18 protein-coding genes are annotated in these 25,440 nt (G+C 42.2%); 8 read left to right on the top strand and 10 right to left on the bottom strand.

The features are described 5' to 3' along the window. Positions 1-16 precede the first annotated feature (16 nt). The 5 genes from accD to nagE form a co-directional block, all read right to left on the bottom strand. On the bottom strand, positions 17-943 hold the full coding sequence (accD, locus tag ACOSVQ_RS01050) for an acetyl-CoA carboxylase, carboxyltransferase subunit beta (protein ID WP_491980755.1): 927 nt from the start codon (positions 941-943) through the stop codon (positions 17-19). 209 nt (positions 944-1,152) lie between these two features. Then, positions 1,153-1,947, bottom strand: a complete 795-nt coding sequence (gene truA / locus ACOSVQ_RS01045; protein ID WP_491980754.1) for a tRNA pseudouridine(38-40) synthase TruA — start codon at positions 1,945-1,947, stop codon at positions 1,153-1,155. 149 nt (positions 1,948-2,096) lie between these two features. Then, complete coding sequence (locus ACOSVQ_RS01040) at positions 2,097-6,227, bottom strand: FimV/HubP family polar landmark protein (RefSeq protein WP_491980753.1); 4,131 nt, start codon at positions 6,225-6,227, stop codon at positions 2,097-2,099. Positions 6,228-6,459: 232 nt separating this feature from the next. After that, positions 6,460-8,130 carry a glutamine--tRNA ligase gene (gene glnS, locus ACOSVQ_RS01035; RefSeq protein WP_491980752.1) on the bottom strand — a complete coding sequence of 557 codons (1,671 nt, stop codon included), beginning with the start codon at positions 8,128-8,130 and terminating at the stop codon, positions 6,460-6,462. Positions 8,131-8,383: 253 nt separating this feature from the next. Then, the gene (nagE, locus tag ACOSVQ_RS01030) at positions 8,384-9,964 is read right to left on the bottom strand and encodes an N-acetylglucosamine-specific PTS transporter subunit IIBC (RefSeq protein ID WP_491980751.1); all 1,581 of its coding nucleotides are present in this window, start codon (positions 9,962-9,964) and stop codon (positions 8,384-8,386) included. A gap of 480 nt (positions 9,965-10,444) precedes the next feature. On the opposite strand from nagE, the gene nagA reads away from it, so the two are divergent. The 4 genes from nagA (at position 10,445) to asnB (ending at position 16,384) form a co-directional block, all read left to right on the top strand. Then, positions 10,445-11,581 carry an N-acetylglucosamine-6-phosphate deacetylase gene (nagA, locus tag ACOSVQ_RS01025; protein ID WP_491980750.1) on the top strand — a complete coding sequence of 379 codons (1,137 nt, stop codon included), beginning with the start codon at positions 10,445-10,447 and terminating at the stop codon, positions 11,579-11,581. Positions 11,582-11,583: 2 nt separating this feature from the next. Continuing rightward, a complete protein-coding gene (nagC, locus tag ACOSVQ_RS01020; protein ID WP_491980749.1) occupies positions 11,584-12,798 on the top strand; it encodes a DNA-binding transcriptional regulator NagC in 1,215 nt (404 codons plus the stop codon). Positions 12,799-12,899: 101 nt separating this feature from the next. Continuing rightward, a complete protein-coding gene (locus tag ACOSVQ_RS01015) occupies positions 12,900-14,486 on the top strand; it encodes a cation:proton antiporter domain-containing protein (protein WP_491980748.1) in 1,587 nt (528 codons plus the stop codon). 233 nt (positions 14,487-14,719) lie between these two features. Then, positions 14,720-16,384, top strand: coding sequence for an asparagine synthase B (gene asnB / locus ACOSVQ_RS01010; protein WP_491980747.1), 1,665 nt, complete (start codon positions 14,720-14,722; stop codon positions 16,382-16,384). Between the two features lie 68 nt (positions 16,385-16,452). On the opposite strand, the gene rfaH is transcribed toward asnB, so the two are convergent. Further along, entirely contained in the window at positions 16,453-16,950 is a 498-nt protein-coding gene (rfaH, locus tag ACOSVQ_RS01005) for a transcription/translation regulatory transformer protein RfaH (protein WP_491980746.1), read from the bottom strand. Between the two features lie 311 nt (positions 16,951-17,261). Between rfaH and ACOSVQ_RS01000 the strand changes: the two genes are divergently transcribed. After that, positions 17,262-18,650, top strand: a complete 1,389-nt coding sequence (locus ACOSVQ_RS01000; RefSeq protein ID WP_491980745.1) for a peptide MFS transporter — start codon at positions 17,262-17,264, stop codon at positions 18,648-18,650. Between the two features lie 64 nt (positions 18,651-18,714). Here ACOSVQ_RS01000 and hemH read toward each other — a convergent pair whose 3' ends face one another. The 3 genes from hemH to htpG form a co-directional block, all read right to left on the bottom strand. Next, positions 18,715-19,671, bottom strand: a complete 957-nt coding sequence (gene hemH / locus ACOSVQ_RS00995) for a ferrochelatase (protein ID WP_491980744.1) — start codon at positions 19,669-19,671, stop codon at positions 18,715-18,717. Between the two features lie 172 nt (positions 19,672-19,843). Next, positions 19,844-20,488, bottom strand: a complete 645-nt coding sequence (adk, locus tag ACOSVQ_RS00990) for an adenylate kinase (RefSeq protein ID WP_491980743.1) — start codon at positions 20,486-20,488, stop codon at positions 19,844-19,846. Between the two features lie 354 nt (positions 20,489-20,842). After that, on the bottom strand, positions 20,843-22,747 hold the full coding sequence (gene htpG / locus ACOSVQ_RS00985) for a molecular chaperone HtpG (protein WP_491980742.1): 1,905 nt from the start codon (positions 22,745-22,747) through the stop codon (positions 20,843-20,845). 292 nt (positions 22,748-23,039) lie between these two features. On the opposite strand from htpG, the gene ACOSVQ_RS00980 reads away from it, so the two are divergent. From ACOSVQ_RS00980 to ACOSVQ_RS00970, 3 genes are read left to right on the top strand one after another with little or no spacing between them, the layout of a single operon-like run. Then, a complete protein-coding gene (locus ACOSVQ_RS00980; RefSeq protein WP_491981107.1) occupies positions 23,040-23,957 on the top strand; it encodes a winged helix-turn-helix domain-containing protein in 918 nt (305 codons plus the stop codon). Beyond that, positions 23,954-24,469, top strand: coding sequence for a regulatory protein ToxS (locus ACOSVQ_RS00975; RefSeq protein ID WP_491980741.1), 516 nt, complete (start codon positions 23,954-23,956; stop codon positions 24,467-24,469). Before ACOSVQ_RS00980 ends, ACOSVQ_RS00975 begins: the two co-directional genes overlap by 4 nt. Before the next feature lie 58 nt (positions 24,470-24,527). Further along, on the top strand, positions 24,528-24,806 hold the full coding sequence (locus tag ACOSVQ_RS00970; protein ID WP_491980740.1) for an Rdx family protein: 279 nt from the start codon (positions 24,528-24,530) through the stop codon (positions 24,804-24,806). A 45-nt stretch (positions 24,807-24,851) separates the two neighbouring features. Here ACOSVQ_RS00970 and yfcE read toward each other — a convergent pair whose 3' ends face one another. Beyond that, positions 24,852-25,400 carry a phosphodiesterase gene (yfcE, locus tag ACOSVQ_RS00965; RefSeq protein WP_491981106.1) on the bottom strand — a complete coding sequence of 183 codons (549 nt, stop codon included), beginning with the start codon at positions 25,398-25,400 and terminating at the stop codon, positions 24,852-24,854. Between the last annotated feature and the right edge of the window lie 40 nt (positions 25,401-25,440).

The raw sequence follows: 25,440 nt of genomic DNA, 5'->3' as shown, positions 1-25,440 counted from the left end.
TTTAGTTAGCGCTACTTTACCCTTTTTTCTTCGCTTCTGGTACTGAATATGCTGCCTCTTGTGGCGCATCGTTCACAGAAACAACCAGAGGAGATTTCTGGTTGGTCATCTTAGCTAGAAGGCCGGCAATACGTTGGCGCATTTCACGACGGTCAACGATCATATCAATCGCACCGTGCTCAAGTAGAAATTCACTACGTTGGAAACCTTCTGGCAAGTCTTCGCGTACCGTTTGTTCAATTACACGACGACCAGCAAAACCGATCAGTGCTTTTGGCTCACCGATGTTCACGTCACCCAGCATAGCCAGACTAGCAGAAACACCACCCATAGTTGGGTCAGTCATTACTGAAATGAAAGGCAAACCTTTGTTCGATAAACGCTCTAGCGCAGCACTGGTTTTAGCCATTTGCATTAGAGACATCAACGCCTCTTGCATACGTGCACCACCACTCGCAGAGAAGCACACCAAACCACAATTTCTTTCAATTGCAGATTCAACCGCGCGAACAAAACGAGCGCCAACAACAGAACCCATTGAACCGCCCATGAAAGAGAATTCAAATGCACAAGCTACTAGAGGAATGCCGTGCAGTTCTCCGTTCATAACGATAAGAGCGTCTTTCTCACCACTGCTCTTTTGAGCTGCAGCGATACGCTCTTTATAGCGCTTAGAATCTTTAAATTTCAGTTTGTCTTGTGGCTCAAGCTCTTGTGCAATCTCTTGACGATTGTTTTCGTCTAGGAAAGTTTCCAGACGACGGCGCGCTTTCATGCGCATGTGATGATTACACTTAGGACAAACTTCGAGGTTGCGCTCGAGTTCTGCGTGGTAGAGTACCTGCTCACAAGATGTACACTTCGTCCAAACACCTTCAGGAATCGATGCTTTGCGTGAAGTAACTATGTTGCTTTTTTCTAAAATCTTTTCAAGCCAACTCATAGAAGACCTTTTACTCTGTGCTCTCCCGCTCAATGCGAAAGATTTAAATTCGACAATAATGCGTGGGGATTAAAGCATAGAAAATGCCAACTGTAGACAAAAAACTGGTTGTACCTATTTCTTGTACCAGTTCCACACATCTAATACTGCTCGTTTTCAATGCTAATCAGCTGATAACTTTGAGCCAATTACTACACTTTAGTTCAACATTAGTTCAAATGATCAGGCAAAAACAGTGGACCTAATGGTGGTTGTGGTAATTCAAACTCTTTCGGATAATCCACAGAGACCAAATATAAGCCTTCCGCTTTCGCCGTTGCCCCTGCCAGTGTGCGATCTTTTGCTTCCAATAACCATTGGATCCATTCAGGTTCTTTCTCGCCACGGCCTACCAAAATTAAGCTGCCCGTGATGTTGCGAACCATATGGTGAACGAAAGCATTCGCTTTAATATCAATCACTACGTAACGCTCATGGCGGGTAACATTCAATTGCATAATATTACGCCACGGACTACGTGACTGGCAATGAACCGCTCTAAATGACGTAAAATCATTCTCACCGAGTAAATACTGACCTGCCTGATGCATTTTTTTCGCATCAAGTTCACCGTGATAATGGCTCACCCCTGAAGCTAAAATGCCAGGGCGATATTCATGGTTATAAATCACGTAACGGTAGCGACGTGCCGTTGCTGTGAAGCGAGCGTGGAACTCATCTGGAACTTCTTTAGCCCAACGCACAGCAATATTCTTTGGTAGATTTGCATTGGTTCCCATCGTCCAAGCGACCATTTTTCTAGTCGCTGTAGTCTCAAAATGCACAACTTGCCCAGTACCGTGTACGCCAGCATCTGTGCGTCCGGCACATTGAACTTCGACAGGATGGTTGGCGACAATAGACAGAGCTTTTTCTAACTCTTCCTGAACACTTGCAACTTCTCTTTGACGCTGCCAACCAAAGTAGTGAGTACCATCGTACTCAATACCCAACGCTATTCTCATGGTGTATTACTCTTTATCACTATAGGCCTAAAGACCTTGGGGCGGGCAGTATAATATCAATTGCTTGAGATTTCTAACCCGCAAAATGATGATAGTCGAATAAGCAAAGAGGCAGCGAATGCTGCCTCTACTACTCTTATTTTTTCAACTTACACTCGGCCATTGATGACATCAATAAGGTGCTTTGCTTGTTGTCTGATTTCATCGCTACCATCAACGATAGCTTCTTCTAACAACTTAATGGCACCTTTATCATCATTCATCTCGATATAGATTTTTGCTAAATCAAGCTTACCTGCGGCCTCTGAATTGTTGTCCACGTCGATATCAGCTACGTCGCCGATAACATCTGGGAACTCATTAAGACCCACATCCAACTTTAGCTCCTCATTATCGAGGTTGAGCGTACTGCCATCGTCATTCTCGACCTGAGCCATTAAATCGTCGATTGTCATAAATTGACGAGTAGCAGGTTCGAACTCAGCGAATTCTTCCTGACTTCCCCAGTTTTCTTTTGCAACTTCTGGCTCTTTTACCTGAATTTCAGGATGCCAGACATCTTTCTCAGCTTCTGGAACTTCATCGGAAATCGTTGCTTTTTGATCTGGTGTTAGGTTGAATCCGTTCCAATCCTCACCGCCCATTTCAAGCATGGCATCAATGTCCATACCGGCACTATCGACAGACTTCACATCAATCGGCTTGTCAAAAGCGAAGCGAGTTTCGCTTCTCTCTTCATCTGACAACCAATCTGAAAGTGCCTGTTCGTCAAACTCTTGTTTTGAAACGTCACTAAGATTGACTTCTGTGCTCGCTAGCTCAACATCTTCATAAAGCGAAGAATCATCCAACTGTTCATCTTCTGACTCATCAGACAATTCATCCGTTTGACTAAACATGTCTGCTAAAGCGTCTTCCTCTGTGTACTCAGGAAGTTCAAAATCTTCGAATTCTACTTCAGCAAGTTCAGATTCAACTTCGGGTAAATCTTCTTCAGGATCAGATTCTGAATCCGCTAACGCGTCTTCTTCTGTATATTCTGGAAGCTCTAAATCATCGAACTCCGCTGCGATATCGAGATCTGACTTTTCTGAATCAACGTCACCCGCTTCAGCTTCTGCAACTTCAATCTCATCAAGAACGTCCGTAGTATCTTCTTCTACTTCAGACTCTGAATCCGCTAACGCGTCTTCTTCTGTGTAGTCTGGAAGATCTAAATCGTCAATCTCAGCAGAGATATCAAGCTCTGAATCTTCGGATTCAACGTCATCCACTTCAGCTTCTGCTACTTCAGTCTCATCAAGTACATCTGCAGTTTCTTCTACTTCAGATTCTGAATCCGCTAACGCGTCTTCTTCTGTGTATTCTGGAAGCTCTAAATCGTCAAACGCAGCAGAGATATCAAGCTCTGACACTTCGGATTCAACGTCATCCGCTTCTGCTACTTCAATCTCATCAAGAACGTCCGCAGTTTCTTCTTCTACTTCAGATTCTGAATCCGCTAACGCGTCTTCTTCTGTGTATTCTGGAAGCTCTAAATCGTCAAACGCAGCAGAGATATCAAGCTCTGACACTTCGGATTCAACGTCATCCGCTTCAGCTTCTGCTACTTCAATCTCATTAAGAACATCCGCAGTTTCTTCTTCTACTTCAGATTCTGAATCCGCTAACGCGTCTTCTTCTGTATATTCTGGTAGCTCTAAATCGTCAAACGCAGCAGCGATATCAAGCTCTGACTCTTCTAAATCAACGTCATCCGCTTCAACTTCTGCTACTTCAATCTCATCAAGTACGTCCGCAGTTTCTTCTTCTACTTCAGATTCTGAATCCGCTAACGCATCTTCTTCTGTGTATTCTGGTAGCTCTAAATCGTCAAACGCAGCAGCAATATCGAGCTCAGACTCTTCTGATTCAACGGCATCCTTTGCTACTTCAACTTCATCAAGAACATCCGCTGCTTCTGCTTCTGCTTCTAGATCATCAAATACCCAATCGTCATCTTGTGGGATACCAAATTCATTCGCTACAGCCGGAACTTCTGGTTCAGAATCTTCCTCTAAATCGGCCAGTTCACCACCTTCGATTTCTGGATTGAACTCAAAATCATCAAGGTCAAAGTCTTCATCAAGATTGGTAGAAATTGACTCAAACTCTTCATCAAGTAGAGGGTCAGATTTAGGTGCGTTGGTAATTAAATCGTCGATAAAATTAGCACTATTGAAATCTTCAATTGGCTCCTCTTCCTCGGCGTTTTTCTCAATAGTTAACAGTTCGTCAAAAAGCTCTAAACTTTCGTCGACTTCTTCAGGCTCATCAATTTTTAAGCTAACTTCGTCAGTTAAAAAGTCTTCATAACCTGTTGGCTCTTCATCAAGCTCGCCCACGAAATCGTCTAATAATGCTGTGCTATTTTCATCGATTTCAGGAATTTCAGTATCACCGGCATCACCCAGTAATTCATCCAACTCCATCATCATTTCATCAACAGCGTCTTCTGCAGACTCTTCCTCTCCGAATGTGTCGTCTTCCAAAAGTTCGTCAAGCAATGCGGTACTGTTCGCTTGAACTTCTGGCTCATCGTCTTGTAACAACAATTCATCAAGTAAAGCTGCTTCATCTAGAGCGTTTGCTTCTAAAGACTCTAAATCGGCTTGAGCTTCAATGTTCGCAAATAAGTCGTCTAACTCTTCATCTGAAGTGAACTTAGCCGCTTGTGGCTCAAGGCTACTTTTAGATTTTTCTTCATCAAGTAGACTATCAAAATCCAAAAGTTCGGACGTTTCATCTTCATCGTCTTGTTGAGATGCAAAAAGTTCATCCAACATCGATTGATCAAGTGTTGAAGAATCGAGCTCTTCAGAATCACCATCAGCTGCTAACAATGACTCAATATCAGCTTGCGACATTTCACCGTCATCAGACAAATCAAAGCCGATTTCATCATCTTCATCATAATTCTGTGAAGCTTGGTCAAGAGCACGTTCCATTTCCTCTAGACCTAGAGCTTTTTCATCTCCGCTGACACTGATGCCGTTGTTACTAGACGACAAATCTCCGAAATCTGTATCTAAATCACCAGAGTCATCAATAGCGGCAAACAAATCTTCGCCATCTTCACCTTCTAAGTCGAAGTCTAAATCGCTTTCATCTAAACCAGCGAAGATATCGCCATCATCATCTTCAGCTGTTTCTTCTTTTTTCTCTTCGCCAAATAGTGAGTCGTTGTCATCCATACTACCGAACAAGTCATCGTCTAGTAGTAGCTCGTCATCTAGATCTTCTAATGACTGGTCGCCAACAGCAATTGGAGCTACAACATCGGCGTTAGATGCAGTATTTAATGCGGTCTCTTGAGTTGGTGAGTTAGCTTGGTTTGAGCTAGAACGACGTCCTAGGAACATAACAACTAATAAGGCAATAAATAAACCAGGGATAAGCGCCAAGCCTGCCACTAGCCAGTTGTTTGATAAAAGTTCATCCAACTTAGAAGGTGCTAGACGTTGCATTTCTTCGCGTTTCGTTCTCTCTTCTGCAAGAAGTTTTTCAACCTCTGAACGAATGCGATTTTCATCACCCAGTTCCTGTTTAAGACCACTCACTTCAGATTGAACTTCAGCAAGCATTAAACGCAACCTGTGGTTTTTCTCTTCTAAAGCTTGGATTTCATTTTGCTCAGCAATTGGAGCTTTTATCTCTGGGGTTTTGGTTTCAGTAACTACAGGCTTTTCTTCAACCACCGGTGCACTTGGTATTACTTGTGCCTGAGTAGGATTAACTTCTACCGGAGGAACAGGTTTCACCTCTGCTTTTGGCTGAGTTACAACCGGCGTCGTAGGTTTTGCTGTTTTTTGAGTAAGACGTGCTTTATGAGCTGCCATCACATTGACAGCTTCTTCTGTAGAAACGCTATTTACTTGTGCGAGTGAAGGAATACGTAATGTGCTACCGGGAATCAAATTATGAATATTTTGATCTTCAAATGCTTGAGGATTTAAACGGTAAATTGCCAGTAAAGTCTGTTGCACAGAAACTTGATTAGAGGGGCGTATGCGTGAAGCAATCGACCACAACGTATCTTTTTCCGAAGTTGGGCCAACCACTTGCGATGGCTCTGCCGATGTTGTAGTTCGATTACGGACAATATCACTACTGTATTGTGGCGCTGACTGGACTTCGCCAGTCGGACCAATAAGGCGAATACTCTCTGCACTAACGAAAGAAGTCTGAGTCACGGCCGCTACAGCAATTGGCAGTAACAGGCGTTTGAAAAATTGACGCATATAAGGCTCAGCTAGGTGCTATGAATTAATAAAGATAACAATCTGTTAAATATATCGGATAAGACAAGCAAAACTATAGGATCTAAAGTAAAAAATGTGTTCACACCGTAATAATCGCAGCAATCTCACACTAATACTCCGCTTTGTGTCTTATCTTGAATACCATAATGACGATTCAAAAAATAAAAGCCAGCTTTAAGCTGGCTTTTAAACTGTTTTACTTTAGCTGTAATTACTCAGAATCGATTTTCGCCCAAGTATCACGCAAGCCAACAGTACGGTTGAAGACTAAAGATTCAGGAGATGAATCTTTGTTGTCTGCACAGAAGTAACCCATACGTTCAAACTGGTAGCCAACTTCGGCTTCAGCATTCACTAGGCTTGGCTCAACGAAACCATTCACTTTAATCAGTGATTCAGGGTTAATTGTTGCTGCAAAATCATCAGCGGCAGCTGGATTAGGCACTGTGAACAGGCGATCGTATAGACGGAATTCAGCAGGCAAACCTTTATCAGCTGATACCCAGTGAATAACACCTTTCACTTTACGACCATCTTCAGGGTTTTTGCCCAGTGTAGCTGGATCATAAGTACAATAAATCGTGGTGATATTACCGTCTTGGTCTTTCTCAACACGCTCAGCCTTAATCACATAAGCACCGCGTAAACGAACTTCTTTACCTAGTACCAAGCGTTTGTATTTCTTGTTACCTTCTTCACGGAAGTCTTCACGTTCAATCCAAATTTCACGAGTGAAAGGTACATCGCGAGAACCCATTTCTGCGTTATTTGGATGGTTAGCAAGATTTAAGACTTCAACGCTATCTGCATCAAAGTTTTCAATAACGATTTTCACTGGATCCAAAACAGCCATTGCACGAGGTGCATTGTTGTTTAGGTCATCACGAATACAAGATTCAAGTGAGCTGAACTCGATCATGTTGTCTTGCTTGGTAACACCAATACGCTTACAAAATTCGCGGATAGATGCTGAAGTAAATCCTCGACGACGTAGACCCGAAATCGTTGGCATACGAGGGTCATCCCAGCCATTTACTAATTTCTCAGTAACCAGTTGGTTAAGCTTACGCTTAGACATCACAGTGTATTCTAGATTCAGACGACTGAACTCATACTGACGAGGGTGACAATCAATAGTGATGTTGTCTAAAACCCAATCGTACAAACGACGGTTGTCTTGGAATTCCAAAGTACAGATCGAGTGTGTAATACCTTCTAACGCATCAGAGATACAGTGCGTAAAGTCGTACATCGGGTAGATACACCACTTATCGCCAGTCTGGTGATGTTCTGCAAAACGAACACGGTAGATCACTGGATCACGCATTACGATAAATGAAGAAGCCATATCGATTTTAGCGCGAAGGCAAGCCTCACCTTCTTTGAAGCCACCAGTTCTCATTTTTTCAAACAGAGCTAAGTTTTCTTCAACACTGCGATCACGATAAGGGCTATGTTTACCCGGAGTAGTTAACGTACCACGGTACTCACGAATCTGCTCTGGCGTTAATTCCTCAACATAAGCTAGGCCTTTGTTGATAAGTTCGATTGCATATTCGTATAGCTTGTCAAAATAATCAGATGAGTAGCAGATATCACCAGACCACTCAAAGCCTAGCCAACTTACATCTTTCTTAATTGATTCTACGTATTCGATGTCTTCTTTCTCTGGGTTTGTGTCATCAAAACGTAAGTTACACTGGCCCTGATAGTCTTGAGCGATACCAAAGTTCAAACAAATCGACTTCGCGTGACCGATATGCAGATAACCGTTAGGCTCTGGCGGGAAACGAGTATGCACGCTAGTGTGTTTACCATCCGCTAAATCTTTATCTATGATTTGGCGAATGAAGTTCGATGGACGAGCCTCAGCTTCACTCATCTATAGCACCTCAAAATAATTTAATACTGGCAGAAAGTTTTCCTGTCTGGGCCAACTTAGCCACAATCCACAGAAATATTGCGTTCAATGATCCACAATTCTGGGCATTTTCACAATAAAAACTGCGGATTAATTAGGAAATAATCATTACTTCGCTTGTTCTGTAGCCAACGTCTTACAAAGCAAAAAGCCTTCGCACAAGGCGAAGGCTTCAATTTTAACTAAAAACGTCTGTTATTAAAGACAATGACTCTTATGGTAGTTTTACGCCAGACAAGTCTTCAGTAGTACTAATCGCTTTCATCTCACCCGCAACGATTTCTGCTAGTGGGCCAAGGATTACTTGCAGGTTGTTTTCACCAAGCTTAACAACACCTTTAGCACCTAATTTTTTCAGTACTGCTTCATCAGCAACTGAACGATCTTTTAGTGTAAGACGTAGACGTGTAATACAAGCATCAATCGTAGTTAGGTTGTCATGACCACCAAGAGCTTTTAGGTATTGACGAGCTAGTTCACCTTTATCAGCACTTGAGTTAGATGGTGCCGCTACAGCTACAGCTTCTTCATCATCTTCACGACCTGGTGACTTCAAGTTGAAAGTACGGATTGCGAATGTGAATGTGAAGAAGTACAGAGCAAAGAACGCTAGACCGATGATTAGTAGTGTTACCGGTTTAGTTGCTAGACCCCAGTTTAATGCGAAGTCGATTAGACCAGCAGAGAAACCAAAGCCGTGTAGCGTACCAAACATGTTTGCAATAACTAGAGCTAGACCAGTAAACACAGCATGCATTGCATATAGCGCTGGTGCTAGGAACACAAACATGAACTCTAGAGGTTCTGTAATACCTGTTAGGAATGAACAGAAAGCAACAGAGAACAATGCACCACCCACTTGATGACGTTTCTCAGCTGGAGCTGCAAAGTACATTGCTAAAGCTGCACCTGGTAGACCAAACATCATGATTGGGAAGAAACCGTTCATGAACACGCCAGCGCTCTTATCGCCACCGAAGAAACGGTGTAGGTCGCCAGACTTCATAGTTTCAGTTACTTCTTTTACAACCGCAGTGATTTCTGGGTTCACAGCATTCTGGAAGTTAAACGTGTGCTCCTGACCAACAACTAGAGCTTTAGCAATAGAAGGATCTACACAAAGTTTTTGTAGAGCAGGTAGAGCTTGACCAGCAGCTTGAGCGCCTGTAACTACGATCTCTTGACACGTACCCATACCGAACCAGAAGTATGAGTTAAGAACGTGGTGTAAACCAACAGGGATTAGTGCACGGTTTAGAGTACCATAAACAAATTGACCTACAGCGCCAGAAGTTGATACTGCATGAGCTAGCGCATCAAGACCACCTTGGATGCTTGGCCATACAACACCAGAGATCGCACCTGCAACAAGTGCAAATAGACCAGCCATGATAGGAACAAGACGCTTACCAGAGAAGAACGCTAACCATTCTGGAAGACGAGTAGCGTGAAAAGCGTTGTAAGCGTGACCTGCGATGATACCCGCAAAGATACCGCCGAAGAACGACATGTTGATTGAAGGATCGATGGTTTTTGCTGTTGCTGTTAGTACGAAGTACGCAACTGCACCAGCTAGACCTGCAGCACCAGAACCGTCTTTAGAAAGACCGATTGCAATACCAAGACCGAATAGAAGAGGTAGCTGTCCAAAAATTGCACCACCAGCTTCTGCCATGAATGGAATGTCTAGTAGGTCGCCCTGACCTAGACGTAATAATATCGCTGCAACGGGTAGCGTTGCGATAGGTAGCATCAATGCTTTACCTAACTTTTGCGCATATCCAAGAATATTCACCGTAAGTTCCCCCTATAGGATTTTATAAATATCGGCAAACTTATTTTAGTCGCCCAATTTAGTCATAATCAGTGTATGACAATAATTTTGCTCCGCAAATTAAAAGCTCATCAATTGTGACCGTAATCACCTCAAACGGGCATAATTCAAGGTTTTTGCTAGCGAGATCATAAAACTTATTTTACAATATAAAAAAACATTAATTTATCGGTACTATTCGGCTAATAACTAGATGATGTAATGTCTTATGGTAAAAGAGATTATACCGATTAATAGACCTATTTGCTGATTACATAACTAAGGCAAATATGGCGCCAAATAATAAGCTGAAGGCAGCATTTTCGTTGCCGATGAGCATAAAGATATTTCGCGATTTGATATAAGTTAGAAAAGAGTGAGTTCATAACATACTCTTTAGAGACAATATCTGTTGATCGCACCTAAAATTTTAGAATGTCTATCGACGAGGATTCGTTAATTATGTACGCACTAACTAACTGTAAGATATACACAGGCAGCGATGTACTCACCAGTCATGCTGTTATCATTAATGCTAATACAATTCACGCCATTATCCCTCAAGCAAATCTTCCGAGTGACATAGAGCGTAAAGATCTAAAAGGTGCAAACCTAAGTCCAGGTTTCATTGATTTACAACTCAATGGCTGTGGCGGCGTAATGTTCAATGATGAAATAACCGCTGACACAATCCACACTATGCACCAAGCAAACCTAAAATCAGGTTGTACAAGCTTCTTACCTACTTTGATTACTTCTTCAGATGACAATATGCGTCAAGCGATTGCAGCTGAGCGCGACTATCGACAAAAATACAGCAATCATTCTCTTGGGCTGCACTTAGAAGGTCCATATCTAAACATTGAGAGGAAAGGTATTCACAGCGTTGACTTTATTCGCGAGTCAGATGAAGCCATGATCAATTTGATGTGTGAAAACAGTGACGTTATTACTAAAGTGACTCTGGCACCTGAGAACAATAACCCACAACACATTGAAAAATTAGCCAAAGCAGGCATTGTGGTTTCTATTGGTCACACTAACGCAACTTACCAAGAAGCACGTAAAGGATTTGAGTCCGGAATTACTTTTGCAACTCACCTATTTAATGCGATGACACCTATGCAAGGCCGCGAACCGGGCGTTGTAGGTGCTATTTTTGACACACCAGAAGTCTACACTGGCATTATTGCTGACGGCTTCCACGTTGATTACGCTAATATCCGCATTGCCCACAAAATCAAGGGCGAAAAGCTCGTATTAGTGACAGATGCCACAGCTCCTGCAGGCGCTGAGATGGATTACTTTATTTTTGTCGGTAAGAAAGTATATTACCGAGATGGCAAGTGTATCGATGAAAACGGAACACTTGGCGGCTCAGCCCTTACTATGATTGAAGCGGTTCAAAACACGGTTGAGCATGTCGGCATCGCTTTAGATGAAGCACTGAGAATGGCTACTTTGTATCCAGCAAAAGCAATTGGGGTTGACCATAAATTAGGTCGTATTAAGCAAGGCATGATTGCCAACCTGACTGTTTTTGACCGTGACTTCAATGTAAAAGCGACTGTGGTTAACGGACAATACGAGCATAAGTAATAATGAATGGCGGACAAATAGGTAACGTAGATCTAGTCAAGCAGCTGAACAGCGCTGCAGTATATCGATTAATAGACCAACAAGGTCCTATTTCTCGAATACAGGTTGCCGATGTAAGTCAACTTGCTCCTGCAAGTGTGACAAAAATAACCCGCCAACTTTTAGAACGCGGTCTAATTAAAGAGGTCGCACAACAAGCTTCTACGGGTGGTCGAAGAGCAATATCTCTGACCACCGAAGTTGCTCCATTTCACTCAATCGCTGTACGTTTAGGTCGAGACTACATCCAATTTAGTCTGTTTGACTTGGGTGCAAAAGAAATCGCCTCTGAGTACCAAGAGTTTATCTACACTAGTCAAACTGAATTAGTTGATGGTCTGCTGAAGCATCTCAAAGACTTTAACAATCAACACGCATCGTCTATCGGTCAACTCATCGCTATTGGTGTTGCTCTCCCTGGCTTAGTTAATCCAGAGACTGGCGTCGTTGAGTACATGCCAAATGTCAAAATTAGTGCTTTACCTCTCGGTGAAATCATTAAAGACCATTTCCATGTGGAATGTTTTGTTGGTAACGATGTACGAGGAATGGCACTCGCGGAACACTATTTTGGCGCAAGCCAAGATTGCCAAGATTCTATTTTAGTCAGTGTCCACCGTGGTACAGGGGCCGGCATCATAGTCAATGGTCAAGTGTTTTTGGGATTCAACCGAAACGTAGGTGAAATTGGCCATATCCAGATAGACCCTCTTGGTGAGCAATGCCAATGTGGCAACTTTGGTTGTTTAGAAACAGTGGCAGCAAACCCTGCCATCGTAAATCGAGTAAACAAGCTTATCTCTCAGGGTTATGAATCTAGCCTCTCTCAAGTCGATGCGATTACTATCCATGAGATTTGTGAGCACGCGAATAATGGGGATGAACTTTCCAAGCAAGCATTGGTGAGAGTGGGAAATCAGTTGGGTAAAGCGATTGCGATTACGATTAACTTGTTCAACCCACAAAAAGTCATCATTGCAGGTGCAATTACTGAAGCGAAGGACATTCTGTTTCCTGCAATTCAACGCAATGTAGAAAACCAGTCTCTAAAATCGTTTCATAGTCACTTACCAATTGAAGCTTCGTTACTCGATAAACAACCTACATTAAGCGCATTCGCTATGATTAAGCGCGCGATGCTGAATGGTGTCTTGTTACAAAAACTTCTTGAAGATTAAGACTTATCTACATTGGTATAAGCAACTGATTACCCTATAATACGAGGCTGTGTTTACAAAATAGACACAGCCTTTTTATATCTGGGAAGCAACTGATACCAATGGAAATTATTCTAATTACAACGGCATTCATCGCTGGTTTTATCGCGCTAAAATGCAACCTCCCTCCCCTTGTGGGCTTTCTCATCGCAGGATTTGGCTTGCATGCCTTTGGCTTTGAATCAAATGAGACAATATCCCTTTTAGCCGATCTTGGGGTAACTCTGCTCCTATTTACCATTGGTTTGAAACTAGACGTCAAAACGTTATTGGCAAAGGAAATCTGGGCAGGCGCTACTATTCACAACCTTTTATCAACAGCTGCGTTCAGTTTAGTACTTATCGGATTTAAATATCTCGGCTTAGACAGCCTTGCGCTAGTGTCTTTATCTAGCATCATTTTGTTGGGTTTTGCGCTTTCCTTCTCAAGTACGGTTTTCGCTGTAAAATCCTTGCAGGAAAAAGGTGAAATGAACGCAACCTATGGCACTATCGCCATCGGTATCCTTGTTATGCAGGATATTTTTGCCGTTATTTTCTTAACCGTATCTACCGGCAAAATACCTGAATGGTACGCCATAGCCCTATTCTTGCTTCCTTTTATTCGTCCACTCTTCTTTAAGATTCTTGATTGGGTAGGCCACGGAGAGATGCTGGTTTTAGCGGGAATCTTCTTTGCTTTAGTGGTTGGCGCTGGCTTATTCGAATTTGTTGGCATGAAGCCAGATTTAGGCGCGCTAATTTTAGGGATGATGCTCGCGAGTCATAACAAAGCATCGGAGTTATCTAAGTCTCTGTTTAATATGAAAGAACTTTTCCTTGTCTGCTTCTTTTTAAACATTGGATTATCCGAACAACCTACCGTTACTGGTTTCTTGCTAGCGCTTTTGTTGCTACTGTTGCTACCGCTTAAAGGCATTTTGTACTTCTTAGTGTTAAATAAGTTTCGCTTTCGCGTTCGTACCTCCCTGTTGGCAACAATATCCTTAGTTAACTTCAGTGAGTTTGGACTGATCGTCGGTGGTCTAGCATTTAAAATGGGCTGGCTATCTGGCGATATTCTTGTTGCATTAGCCATTTCAGTACCTCTCTCTTTTATCATTACAGCGCCAATAGTGCGCAAAGGGCATGAGATCTACCATTACTCTGCACAATGGTTAAAAGAACAAACTGCAGAACGAATCAATATCCGCGATAGATTTATTAACCCCGGTAGCTCACAGTTATTAATTCTAGGAATGGGACGCATCGGTACCGGTGCTTATGAGGAGTTCCATTCTCGTTATGGAAAAATATGTCTGGGAGTGGAGCTAAGAGAAGATGCAGCGCAGCAACACCGAAACGAAGGTAGAAATGTCATTTCAGGTGATGCTACCGACCCTGATTTCTGGGAAAGAATCTTAGACACAGGCAACGTAAAAATGGTGTTGTTGGCAATGCCCCACCATCAAGCGAATCAGATCGCCCTTGAACAACTAAAAAAACGCTCATTTAACGGTCAGATTGCCGCAATTGCTGAATATCCTGATCAGCTAGACAATCTGATTGAGAAGGGAGCAGACGCAGCATTCAATATCTATCGAGAGGCGGGGTCAGGTTTTGCTCGACATGTTTGTGAACAACTAACTCCTGAATTTGTAAAACATTAACCTCAAGAAATCTGAATGAGAAAATAAAAAAGAGCTCCAAGTGCTCTTTTTTATTTTATTTGGTGTTTTTTTCATCATTATTTAAAATACATCCAACAAAATAGTTAATTAGATAGATAAAATTCACCTTAATTGAATTTATTTAAATATTTCATCAATCATGGGTTGTTTTTTTTAATCAAAATGGCAAATTGGAGTCATCTGATTAAAACTCGTTTACTAAGGGAAGTTGTATGTGCTCTATCTTTGGCATCTTGGACATAAAAAGTGATTCAGCTGCGCTACGTCCAGTGGCATTGGAAATGTCGAAAAAACTCCGTCACCGTGGGCCAGACTGGTCTGGTATCTATGCATCTGACAAAGCAATTTTAGCGCATGAGCGTTTAGCGATTGTTGGTCTAAATAGCGGAGCGCAACCTTTATACAGCCCAGATAAGAAACTTATCCTAGCGGTAAACGGCGAGATTTATAATCACAAAGAAATCCGTGCTCGTTACGAAGGAAAATACGAATTCCAAACAGACTCTGACTGTGAAGTTATCCTTGCACTATATCAAGATAAAGGCGTTGACCTTCTAGAAGAACTAAACGGTATCTTTGCTTTCGTTCTGTACGATGAAGAAAAAGATGAGTACTTGGTAGGTCGTGACCACATTGGTATTATCCCGCTATATCAAGGTCAAGATGAACACGGCAACTACTACGTTGCTTCAGAAATGAAAGCACTAGTTCCTGTATGTAAAACTCTGAGTGAGTTCCCTCCAGGTAGCTACTACAGCTCTAAAGATAAAGAGCCAACTCGTTACTATGTACGTGATTGGAACGAATACGCAGCAGTAAGCGGTAACACAACAAGCAAAGAAGAACTAACAGCGGCGCTAGAAGCAGCAGTTAAGCGTCAGCTAATGACAGATGTACCTTACGGTGTACTTCTATCTGGCGGTTTAGATTCATCCATTACATCAGCGGTTGCAAAACGTTATGCAGCAATGCGTATTGAAGATGATGAGAAGTCTGAAGCTTGGTGGCCACAACTTCACTCATTCGCAGTCGGTCTTGAAGGTGCTCCTGATCTTAAAGCGGCTCGTGAAGTAGCAGATAAGATTGGCACTGTTCACCACGAATTCACTTACACCATTCAAGAAGGTCTTGATGCTATTCGTGACGTGATTTACCACATTGAAACTTACGATGTAACGACTATCCGCGCATCAACACCTATGTATCTAATGGGTCGTAAGATCAAAGCGATGGGCATCAAGATGGTTCTATCTGGTGAAGGTGCAGATGAAATCTTCGGTGGCTACCTATACTTCCACAAAGCACCAAATGCGAAAGAGTTCCACGAAGAAACCGTTCGTAAGCTACTTGCTCTAAACATGTTTGACTGTGCTCGTGCTAACAAGTCTCTTGCTGCATGGGGCGTTGAAGGTCGTGTACCTTTCTTAGATAAAGAGTTTATCGATGTAGCGATGCGCCTAAACCCAGCTGATAAAATGTGTGGCAATGGCAAGATGGAGAAACACATTCTGCGCGAGTGTTTTGAACACTACTTACCAGAATCTATCGCATGGCGTCAAAAAGAGCAGTTCTCTGACGGCGTAGGTTACAACTGGATTGATACGCTAAAAGCGACTGCTGAGGCAAAAGTAACAGACCAGCAAATGGAAACTGCTCAATACCGTTTCCCATACAACACGCCAACGACAAAAGAAGGTTATGTGTATCGTGAAATTTTCGAAGAGCTATTCCCACTTGAGTCTGCAGCTCAATGTGTTCCTGGCGGTCCTTCTGTAGCGTGTTCTTCTGCAAAAGCGATTGAATGGGATGAGTCATTCAAGAACTGTATCGACCCATCAGGTCGTGCTGTAAAAGCAGTGCACAACGAAGCTTACTAAGTTCTGTGAACAAAAGAGGCGCCACTGGCGCCTTTTTTTGTTGTTTACGTTCTTTCGATAATTAAACGCTACTGCATATCTAAATCTTTGTTATCGATACTCATGACAATAGGCTGGTTAATCAGTTTTATCAGCATCAGAGAACGTGTTTCCCCATCCGCTTCTTGATAAATCGCCTCTATCCCTGAGAACTGTCCGCCTGTCACCTTCAATACTTGGCCTTGTTTTGGCATTTTGGAAACAACCAAATTCCTCTCACTCATGTCCATCTGCTTCAATTCGTAAATCAAATCACCTTGTAACTCTTTAGGTTGAGATCCAAAACGGATAAAGTCAGCCACACCTCGAGTAGAACGTACGGTGGTAAACGTCGGGCCGATTTCAAAGTCGAAACGTACAAACATATAACAAGGAAAAAGCGGTTCTTTCACTGACTGCCTCTTTCCTCGAAGTATTTTTTCAATCGTCACTTCTGGGTAATAACACTCAACGCCTTGATTTTCCAAATGGGCTTTAGCTCTCAGCTGTTCGCCTCTTTTACAATAAAGTAGATACCAACGTTTCATATTCTTAACCAATAAAATTTTGTCAATGCTACCACTATGACTATGCATAGTCATGATTAAAGACGCTGACACCTCCCCTTGTAAGCTTAAGTGGTGATATAAACACCGCTATATGCACAGAAAGAAGATATCTAGCAAAAAATTAGTTTTCACAAATGATAACAACCTCAAATATCCTGCAATAACAAATGCAATCAGAACGAAAAACCACCAATAACACTAATTTACAAAATTAAATCATTTGAAATATCTTTATCTCCAATGTATATCTATCGCCCACTAAAAATATAACGATGACTTTAGTATTCACTATGCAAAACCAACATCAAATTTTTGGTCACCCACGTGGCCTATTCCTTTTATTTAGCACAGAGCTTTGGGAACGTTTCTCTTACTATGCAATGAGAGCAATCTTAGTTCTTTATTTAACTGATGCGACGATTAATGGTGGCCTCGGTTGGTCTACCAAAGATGCTCTTGACCTTTACGGTATCTATACTGGCTTGGTATACATCACACCACTCATTGGTGGCTACTTAGCGGATAACTACCTTGGTCAACGCCGTTCAATTCTGATCGGTGGTGCTCTAATGGCTATTGGTCAGTTCACTCTTGCAATGCCTGCAGATGCAATTGGTATTTCACCAATGCACTCGTTCTACCTTGGTCTTGCTCTACTTATCGCTGGTAACGGTCTATTTAAGCCAAACATTTCAACAATGGTAGGTGACCTATACAAAGAAGGTGATAACCGTCGTGATGGCGCATTCACTATCTTCTACATGGGTATCAATATTGGTGCTTTACTTGCAGGAGTTGTAGCGGGTTCAGTTACTAACTCATACGGATGGAAAGCAGGCTTCGTAGCTGCTGGTATCGGCATGTTAATCAGCCTTGTTATGCAAATGACTCTAGCGCAATCTTGGCTTGGTAATATTGGTAAAGTTCCCGCTGCAAAACGTGACCTAGAAAACAAGAAATCGCAAACTAAACAGCCACTAACGAAAGAAGAAGTGGACCGTTTAAAAGTTATCCTGATTATGGGTCTGTTTGTCATTGTATTCTGGGCTGGTTTTGAACAAGCTGGTGGTCTAATGAACATCTACACACAGCAGTATACTGACCGTATGTTAGGTGATTTTGAAGTTCCAGCGGCATGGTTCCAATCATTAAATCCATTCTTCATCATTACTCTTGCGCCTGTATTGGCTGCTATTTGGGTGAAAATGGGTAAACGTGAACCAAGTTCTCCAGTGAAATTTGCTCTTGCTCTGTTCTTCTTAGCTCTTGGCTTCCTATGTATGGTAGGTGCAGTACTTGAGCAAGGCGGTGACTTAGAAGTGAAAACATCTATGTGGTGGTTAGTAGGTGCATTCCTATTCCACACCCTTGGCGAACTGTGTCTTTCTCCAATTGGCTTATCTCTAGTTACTAAGCTAGCTCCGCTACGTCTTGCATCTCTAATGATGGGTGCTTGGTTTGGCTTTAACGCTATCGCTAACTATGTTGCTGGCTATGTTGGCTCTCACGTGGGTGAGTTAGGTGCCATGGCAATCTTCAGTGGTATCGCGATTACAGCAACAATATCTGGTCTAGTTCTTCTGCTCTGTGCAGGCAAACTCGTTGCTTGGATGCATGGCGCAGAAGGCTACGTTGAAATTGAAGCAGAAGATAAACAAGCACAAATTCAACCTGCTTAATTAAGTTTCAATACTAAAAAGGACCACGTAATGTGGTCCTTTTTGTTTCTCGGAAGACCAAAATCTACTTAGTAACCAGAGCTTTCATCAATTCGATATGGGCTTCATCAGCATTCAAACAAGGAATGTAATTAAACGATTCTCCACCCGCTTCTAAAAACAGCTCTTTGTTCTCACCTGCAATCTCTTCCAGCGTTTCCAAACAATCTACTGAAAATGCGGGACAGAGGATGTCCAATTTCTTAATACCTTGTTCAGGCAGTGATTCCATTGTTTTATCAGTATAAGGTTGCAACCACTCTTCCTTACCAAACTGAGACTGGTAAGTCATAAGCACTTGGTCTTCCTCCAAGCCTAACTCCTGCGCCAACAAACGTGTTGTTTCCGCACAATGCAGAGGATAGATATCACCGTTATCAGCGTATCGTTTAGGAATCCCATGGTACGAGCAAACCAACAAGTCACCCTTACCATTAACTTTCCATGAATCTCGAACACTGTTGGCTAGCGCTTTAATATAGAGCGGATGATTGAAGTAATCGCGGATAAACCTAATCTCAGGCATGGTTGGTATCGATTTGATAACTTTAGCTAACCCATCGAACACAGCCGCTGTCGTTGATGAAGAATATTGTGGATATAAAGGTAAAACGATGATCTCTTCAACACCTTGTTGTTGAAGTTTCTCTAAGCCAGAACTCAAACTTGGCTGACCATAAGTCATGCCCAGCTCTACAGGTAAGCCAAGAAGATCTTTGAGCTTTTCTCTTTGACGCTGAGAGTAAACCATCAGAGGAGAGCCTTCATCCATCCAGATTGATTCGTACAGCTTAGCTACTCGGGGAGAACGTCGTGGCAGAATGAAACAGTGAAGAATGGGATACCATTTCCAAGGGCTGAGATCGACCACTCGTTGATCATGAAGAAATTCAGCCAAGAAGCGTTTTACTTCAATGGCAGTAGGAGCTTGTGGTGTACCTAAGTTGGCTAATAAGACACCTTGTTTTTTTATAGTTTGCATAGCGTCCTTTTATTGATTGGGCATAGACTTTAAAGAAGATGTAATAAATCCCCTAACTCATAAAGAAAACTGAAGCTATCCAGTTTGAGTTGCTCAGGAATAAAAAAAAGCGACCTTACGGCCGCTTAACTATAACAAAATTCTTAAAAATTTTGATAATAGGTATTAGCTATTATGCTAATGCCTTTTCGATATCAGCACTTACTTCACTAACTTGCTTAGTACCATCAAATTTAAGGTACTTAGTGTTACCTGCCGCTGCTTCTTTACCGTAGTAAGAGATAAGTGGTGCAGTTTGGCTATGGTATACACCTAGACGTGCACGTACTGTTTCTTCTTTGTCGTCATCACGAACAACAAGATCTTCACCAGTTACGTCATCTTTGCCTTCAACTTCAGGCGGGTTGTACACAACATGGTAAGTACGACCAGAAGCTAGGTGAGCACGACGACCAGCCATACGCTCAACGATCACATCGTCAGCTACGTCAAATTCGATTACGTAGTCAACATCGATACCCATTTCTTTCAAGCCATCAGCCTGAGGGATAGTGCGTGGAAAACCATCCAGTAGGAAGCCTTTTTCGCAATCATCTTGTGCGATACGCTCTTTGATCAGACCAAGAATGATTTCATCAGAAACTAGCTGACCAGCATCGATTACAGATTTAGCTTGTTTACCAAGTTCTGTACCTGCTTTGATAGCGGCACGTAGCATGTCACCAGTAGAGATTTGTGGAATACCGAACTTCTCCATGATGAATTGAGCTTGTGTACCTTTACCAGCACCTGGAGCACCTAGAAGAATGATGCGCATGTTTAATCCTCTTTAGAAAATAATATTTATACCGAAGCTCACAATATCCTTATCCTTTCGGGAAGACTCCTTTCGAGGAAAAATCCTTTAATAGAGGAACGGTAAGTTTCGGTATAACAGTTGTTACAGCAAGCGAGTGCAAGCTGGCGTGCAAAATACACGCGTTGATAACCTTATTCAAGCTTCGCATTCTATCACATAAATTTGCCTCTCTGGCGAATCTAAGACTAAAGAATGCAAACGGTTGTTTAAATACAAAACAGCCTGACAACATTTCAATACAAATCGGCGACGTTTAGCCACTTTTCAATAAAAAAGCCCGCAGTTCGCGAGCCTTTTTATTCATTAACAATATTAAACCTTAGTCAGAAGTTGGTTCATAGCGCCTAAGAATTGAGAAGGATCTGCCATTGAACCACGCTCCGCCAGCATTGCCTGACCAAGTAGCACTTCAACCCATCGACCAAAAGCTTCTTCATCCGGTTCGTCAGACATCATCTTAACCAATGCGTGATCAGGGTTAATCTCAAAAATGTACTTCACTTCAGGAACAGCTTGACCAGCCGCTTCCAATAGTTTTGCCATTTGAGTGCCCATCTCATAATCGTCAGTCACGACAACTGCAGGTGTAGTAGCAAGCTTGAATGTGGTGCGCACATCTTTCACTCGATCACCCAAGTAGCCTTTGATTCGCTCAACAACAGATTGAAACTCTTGCTCTGTCTCTTTGTGCTTCTCTTTTTCAGCTTCATCTTCGAACTTGCTTAAATCAAGACCCGCTTTGGTGATTGATTGGAACTGCTTACCATCGAACTCCGTTAAGTAGTTCATCAGCCACTCATCGATACGGTCATACATCAGAACAACTTCAATACCTTTCGTTCTAAACTGTTCTAGGTGTGGGCTATTCTTAGCTGCTGCATAACTGTCAGCTGTTAAATAGTAGATCTTATCTTGGCCTTCTTTCATGCGTTCAACGTAAGAAGCAAGACCAATGGTTTGCTCAGCAGAGTCGACTTCAGTTGAAGCAAAGCGTAACAGACCGGCAATCTTCTCTTTATTTGCCATGTCTTCCGCAGGGCCCTCTTTCATCACCAGACCAAACTGCTTCCAGAAGGTTTGGTATTTTTCTGCATCATTACTTGCCATACGCTCAAGCATCGTGAGAACGCGTTTGGTACATGCATTACGCAGAGACTGAGTCACTTTATTGTCTTGCAAAATTTCGCGCGACACGTTTAGTGGTAAGTCATTTGAGTCGATCAAACCACGCACAAAACGCAGGTAGGAAGGCATAAACTGCTCAGCATCATCCATGATAAATACACGTTGCACATACAGTTTCAAACCTGACTTGTGGTCGCGATTCATCATATCCCAAGGGGCTTTTGAAGGAATGTACAGCAGACTGGTATAGTCGTTTTTACCTTCAACCTTGTTGTGACTCCAAACTAATGGTTCTGCAAAATCGTGCGACACATGTTTGTAGAACTCTTGATATTCTTCATCGCTAATATCAGATTTGCTGCGAGTCCATAGAGCTTGCGCCTTGTTGATTTGTTCCCACTTTTTGTTGCCAGTTTCTTTACCTTCATCGTCACGCTCTTCTGTTTGAATAAAGACTGGAATACCAATGTGGTCAGAGTATTTCGAAATAACATCACGCAGACGCCATTCAGATAAGAACTCTTCACCTTCGTCACGAAGATGCAAAATAATGTCCGTACCACGACTCGCCTTTTCAATAGACTCAACCGTGTATTCGCCTTCACCTTCTGAATGCCATTGAACCGCCTCACTACTTGCAGCGCCTGCGGCTCGAGTACGAACGGTGACTGCATCAGCAACAATAAATGCAGAATAGAAACCGACACCGAACTGACCAATTAATTGTGAATCTTTGGTTTGCTCGTCAGAAAGCTTAGAGAAAAACTCTGCTGTACCAGATTTCGCGATGGTACCTAGGTGGTCAATCACGTTTTCGCGAGTCATACCGATACCGTTATCAGAGATCGTTATCGTTTTTGTCTCTTTATCGAATGACAGTTTAACGCCAAGGTCAGCATCACCTTGATAAAGTTCTGGATTTGATAATGCTTGGAAACGCAGCTTATCTGCAGCGTCTGAAGCATTGGAAATCAACTCACGTAGGAAAATCTCTTTGTTTGAATACAAAGAGTGAATCATCAGATGAAGTAGTTGCTTAACTTCCGATTGAAAGCCACGAGTTTCTTTGTTTGCTGTCATTGTTTCGCTCATTTTAGCTCCATAACATCACATTAGAGATTTCTAGCCACTATTGCAGAAAAGTTAGCTTGGCTAGAAAGATAACCAAGTTGCTAAATAAGTAAGGTCTTTGAATGTAAATTCAAGGTCAGTAACGGCAAAAAACACTGTTTTTTTTATTTATATTGATTATGCTTGGCACTGTTTTATATCAAGGAAGATAAATATTCATTGTGGTCTTAACTCCTTCTTAACTCGTTAGCATGGAGACTAGCGCTAAGTTAGCCGTGATTTAAGACTCTAAAAATTAATGAAGAAGATATCGATGACGGGCATTGGCACAAAATTCCTTCTCGCAGACAGATTCACATTTGATTCAATCAGCAACTCGCTTGTTGATAATAATTTTGACGACGAACTTGTTCGTTTGGGGAGTAATGAAAATCGCATTCTCCTACTATTTTGCCTGCGTCCAAACGAAGTGGTTACACGTAATGAACTCTATGATTTCGTATGGAGAGAACAAGGCTTTGAAGTAGACGACTCCAGCTTAACTCAAGCTATCTCTACTTTGCGTAAACAGTTAAAAGACTCCACCAAGTCCCCACAGTTTGTGAAAACTGTGCCTAAACGTGGGTATCAGTTAATTTCAACCGTCACTGACATCTCTGATTTAGAAGCTAAGAATTACCAAGGTGACAACTCAGAAGAAGAGTTGACTGAATATGAATCACACCAGGCAGCTGAAGACAGTTTTCTGCCGTTGGAAATAACTGAATCGGCTTTAAATGAGACAGAGCTTAGCCGAGAGCTGACTCCTGAAAGTGCACAAGCCATTCTTGAGTCAAAGGCTGTTGCTCAGAAAAGACCTGTAGACTTGATATCCAAGCTGTTGTTCCTGTTTTCTGTGCTATTGCCAATTTTTGCCGTTATGTTTACCAGCCCCACAAAATCAGAATTCAGAAGGCTTGCTAGTTTTCAAGGCGTTGTGGTGGATACACCCAAGAACCACCCAGATCTAACAGAGTGGTTACCGTCGATTGAGATGTGTATCAATCAGTACGTAACTCAGTATCAGGGAGAGTTTGCGCTTGAAAAAGTCATTGCAACGGGTGGCAACAACGATGTCCTTATTTTGAATTACATCCACAAACCAGATTATTCTCCAGCAAACATCACACTGAAAATTGTGGCTAATCAGGATGAAATAAACAAAGTTTGTCAAACGGGGGCATCATCATGATGAGAAAAATCGCTGTAGCGATGAGTATTGCCTCTATAGCCTTCAGCAGTTGGCTTTACTGGGGAAGTGATTTAAAACTGGAGCAAGAGATTTCCTCACGCGAGTGGCAGTCAAGAACCGTGACTGTAATTGAGAACACTAAAACTCATCAGCCAATTGGTCCACTTCGCCGAGTCGATATTTCGTCGAATGTGAAGTATTTGCCAAATGGAACCTATTTACGTGTTTCCAATGTTATTTTGTACGCGGAAAACGACGATGCCCAAAACATAATGAATATTTCAGAAACTGGTCAATGGGATGTGAGCGACAATTACTTACTGGTAACACCAACCAAGTTTAGGAATGTTTCACAGAGTCAGAATCAAGACTTCACGCCAGAAGAACTGGAATTAGTAACTCAGTTTTTCAAAATGGATGCTCAGCAGAGTCGCCGTGTCGACATCGTTAACAAGAATACTTTGTTGCTAACAAGCTTGAATCACGGCTCAACCGTGCTCTTTAGTAACTAATAAGCGTCAGTGATTACATAAGCATTAGTTATTAAAGGGATCTGCTAAAAGGGAAGATATGGACAAGGCAAAGATAGATATTTTTTACTGCCGTCAGTGTAACTGGATGTTGAGAGCAACTTGGATAAGCCAAGAGCTTTTGCATACTTTTAGTGAAGAAATAGACACAGTGTCTCTTCACCCAGATACTGGCGGACGTTACGAGATTTTTTGTAATGGCGTGCAGATATGGGAACGTAAGAAAGATGGCGGATTCCCTGAAGCTAAAGAGCTGAAACAGCGTGTCAGAGATCTCATAGACCCAGAACGAGATCTCGGTCATTCGGACAGAAAGTAAAAGAAGAGCTCAAATGAGCTCTTCTTTATATTTGAAGCGTGAAGATCAAATTGTCGTCTGCGCAATTATTTCATCGCCATCAAGAGATAAAACGCTCAATATATTTCCATCTAATACCCCGTAGCTTGTAGCAAAGCCGTTTCTAGGAAATGTCACCGAGCCAGGGTTGAAGAAATACCCTTTATCCCACCGTTCTGCAGACGGTATGTGAGTGTGTCCATGTACGAGAACATCATGCTCACCCATTGTTGGACATTTTTCTTGGTTGTATAAGTGCCCATGAGTGAGGAAAATTCGCTGCCCAGATTCAAGCATCACCCATGCGTAATCAGACATCATCGGAAAAGACAGTAGCATCTGGTCTACTTCACTGTCGCAGTTACCTCTCACAGCCATAATTTTCGCTGCATACCCGTTAAGCAGCTCAGCCACTGCCGCAGGGTTATATCCTTCTGGAATAGGATTTCTAGGTCCGTGATTAAGCAGATCTCCGAGCAAAACTAACGTATTAGCGCCTGACTTCTCAAACAAAGAGAGCATCTTTTCAGTCGCAGGCAGAGAACCGTGCAAATCGGAAGCAAAAAACAGTTTCATCATAGACCTCTTAACAAAAAACCATACAAGTCTAATGGTT

This window comes from Vibrio sp. HM8-C (genome assembly GCF_058630515.1).
Note: the sequence above shows the minus strand (reverse complement) of the source record. Positions and strands in the feature narration are given on the sequence as shown.

Bases quoted from the DNA above. Each gene is read 5' to 3' on its own strand.
- accD (WP_491980755.1), bottom strand. From the start codon at position 943: ATGAGTTGGCTTGAAAAGATTTTAGAAAAAAGCAACATAGTTACTTCA.
- truA (WP_491980754.1), bottom strand. From the start codon at position 1,947: ATGAGAATAGCGTTGGGTATTGAGTACGATGGTACTCACTACTTTGGT.
- ACOSVQ_RS01040 (WP_491980753.1), bottom strand. From the start codon at position 6,227: ATGCGTCAATTTTTCAAACGCCTGTTACTGCCAATTGCTGTAGCGGCC.
- glnS (WP_491980752.1), bottom strand. From the start codon at position 8,130: ATGAGTGAAGCTGAGGCTCGTCCATCGAACTTCATTCGCCAAATCATA.
- nagA (WP_491980750.1), top strand. From the start codon at position 10,445: ATGTACGCACTAACTAACTGTAAGATATACACAGGCAGCGATGTACTC.
- nagC (WP_491980749.1), top strand. From the start codon at position 11,584: ATGAATGGCGGACAAATAGGTAACGTAGATCTAGTCAAGCAGCTGAAC.
- ACOSVQ_RS01015 (WP_491980748.1), top strand. From the start codon at position 12,900: ATGGAAATTATTCTAATTACAACGGCATTCATCGCTGGTTTTATCGCG.
- asnB (WP_491980747.1), top strand. From the start codon at position 14,720: ATGTGCTCTATCTTTGGCATCTTGGACATAAAAAGTGATTCAGCTGCG.
- rfaH (WP_491980746.1), bottom strand. From the start codon at position 16,950: ATGAAACGTTGGTATCTACTTTATTGTAAAAGAGGCGAACAGCTGAGA.
- ACOSVQ_RS01000 (WP_491980745.1), top strand. From the start codon at position 17,262: ATGCAAAACCAACATCAAATTTTTGGTCACCCACGTGGCCTATTCCTT.
- hemH (WP_491980744.1), bottom strand. From the start codon at position 19,671: ATGCAAACTATAAAAAAACAAGGTGTCTTATTAGCCAACTTAGGTACA.
- adk (WP_491980743.1), bottom strand. From the start codon at position 20,488: ATGCGCATCATTCTTCTAGGTGCTCCAGGTGCTGGTAAAGGTACACAA.
- htpG (WP_491980742.1), bottom strand. From the start codon at position 22,747: ATGAGCGAAACAATGACAGCAAACAAAGAAACTCGTGGCTTTCAATCG.
- ACOSVQ_RS00980 (WP_491981107.1), top strand. From the start codon at position 23,040: ATGACGGGCATTGGCACAAAATTCCTTCTCGCAGACAGATTCACATTT.
- ACOSVQ_RS00975 (WP_491980741.1), top strand. From the start codon at position 23,954: ATGATGAGAAAAATCGCTGTAGCGATGAGTATTGCCTCTATAGCCTTC.
- ACOSVQ_RS00970 (WP_491980740.1), top strand. From the start codon at position 24,528: ATGGACAAGGCAAAGATAGATATTTTTTACTGCCGTCAGTGTAACTGG.
- yfcE (WP_491981106.1), bottom strand. From the start codon at position 25,400: ATGAAACTGTTTTTTGCTTCCGATTTGCACGGTTCTCTGCCTGCGACT.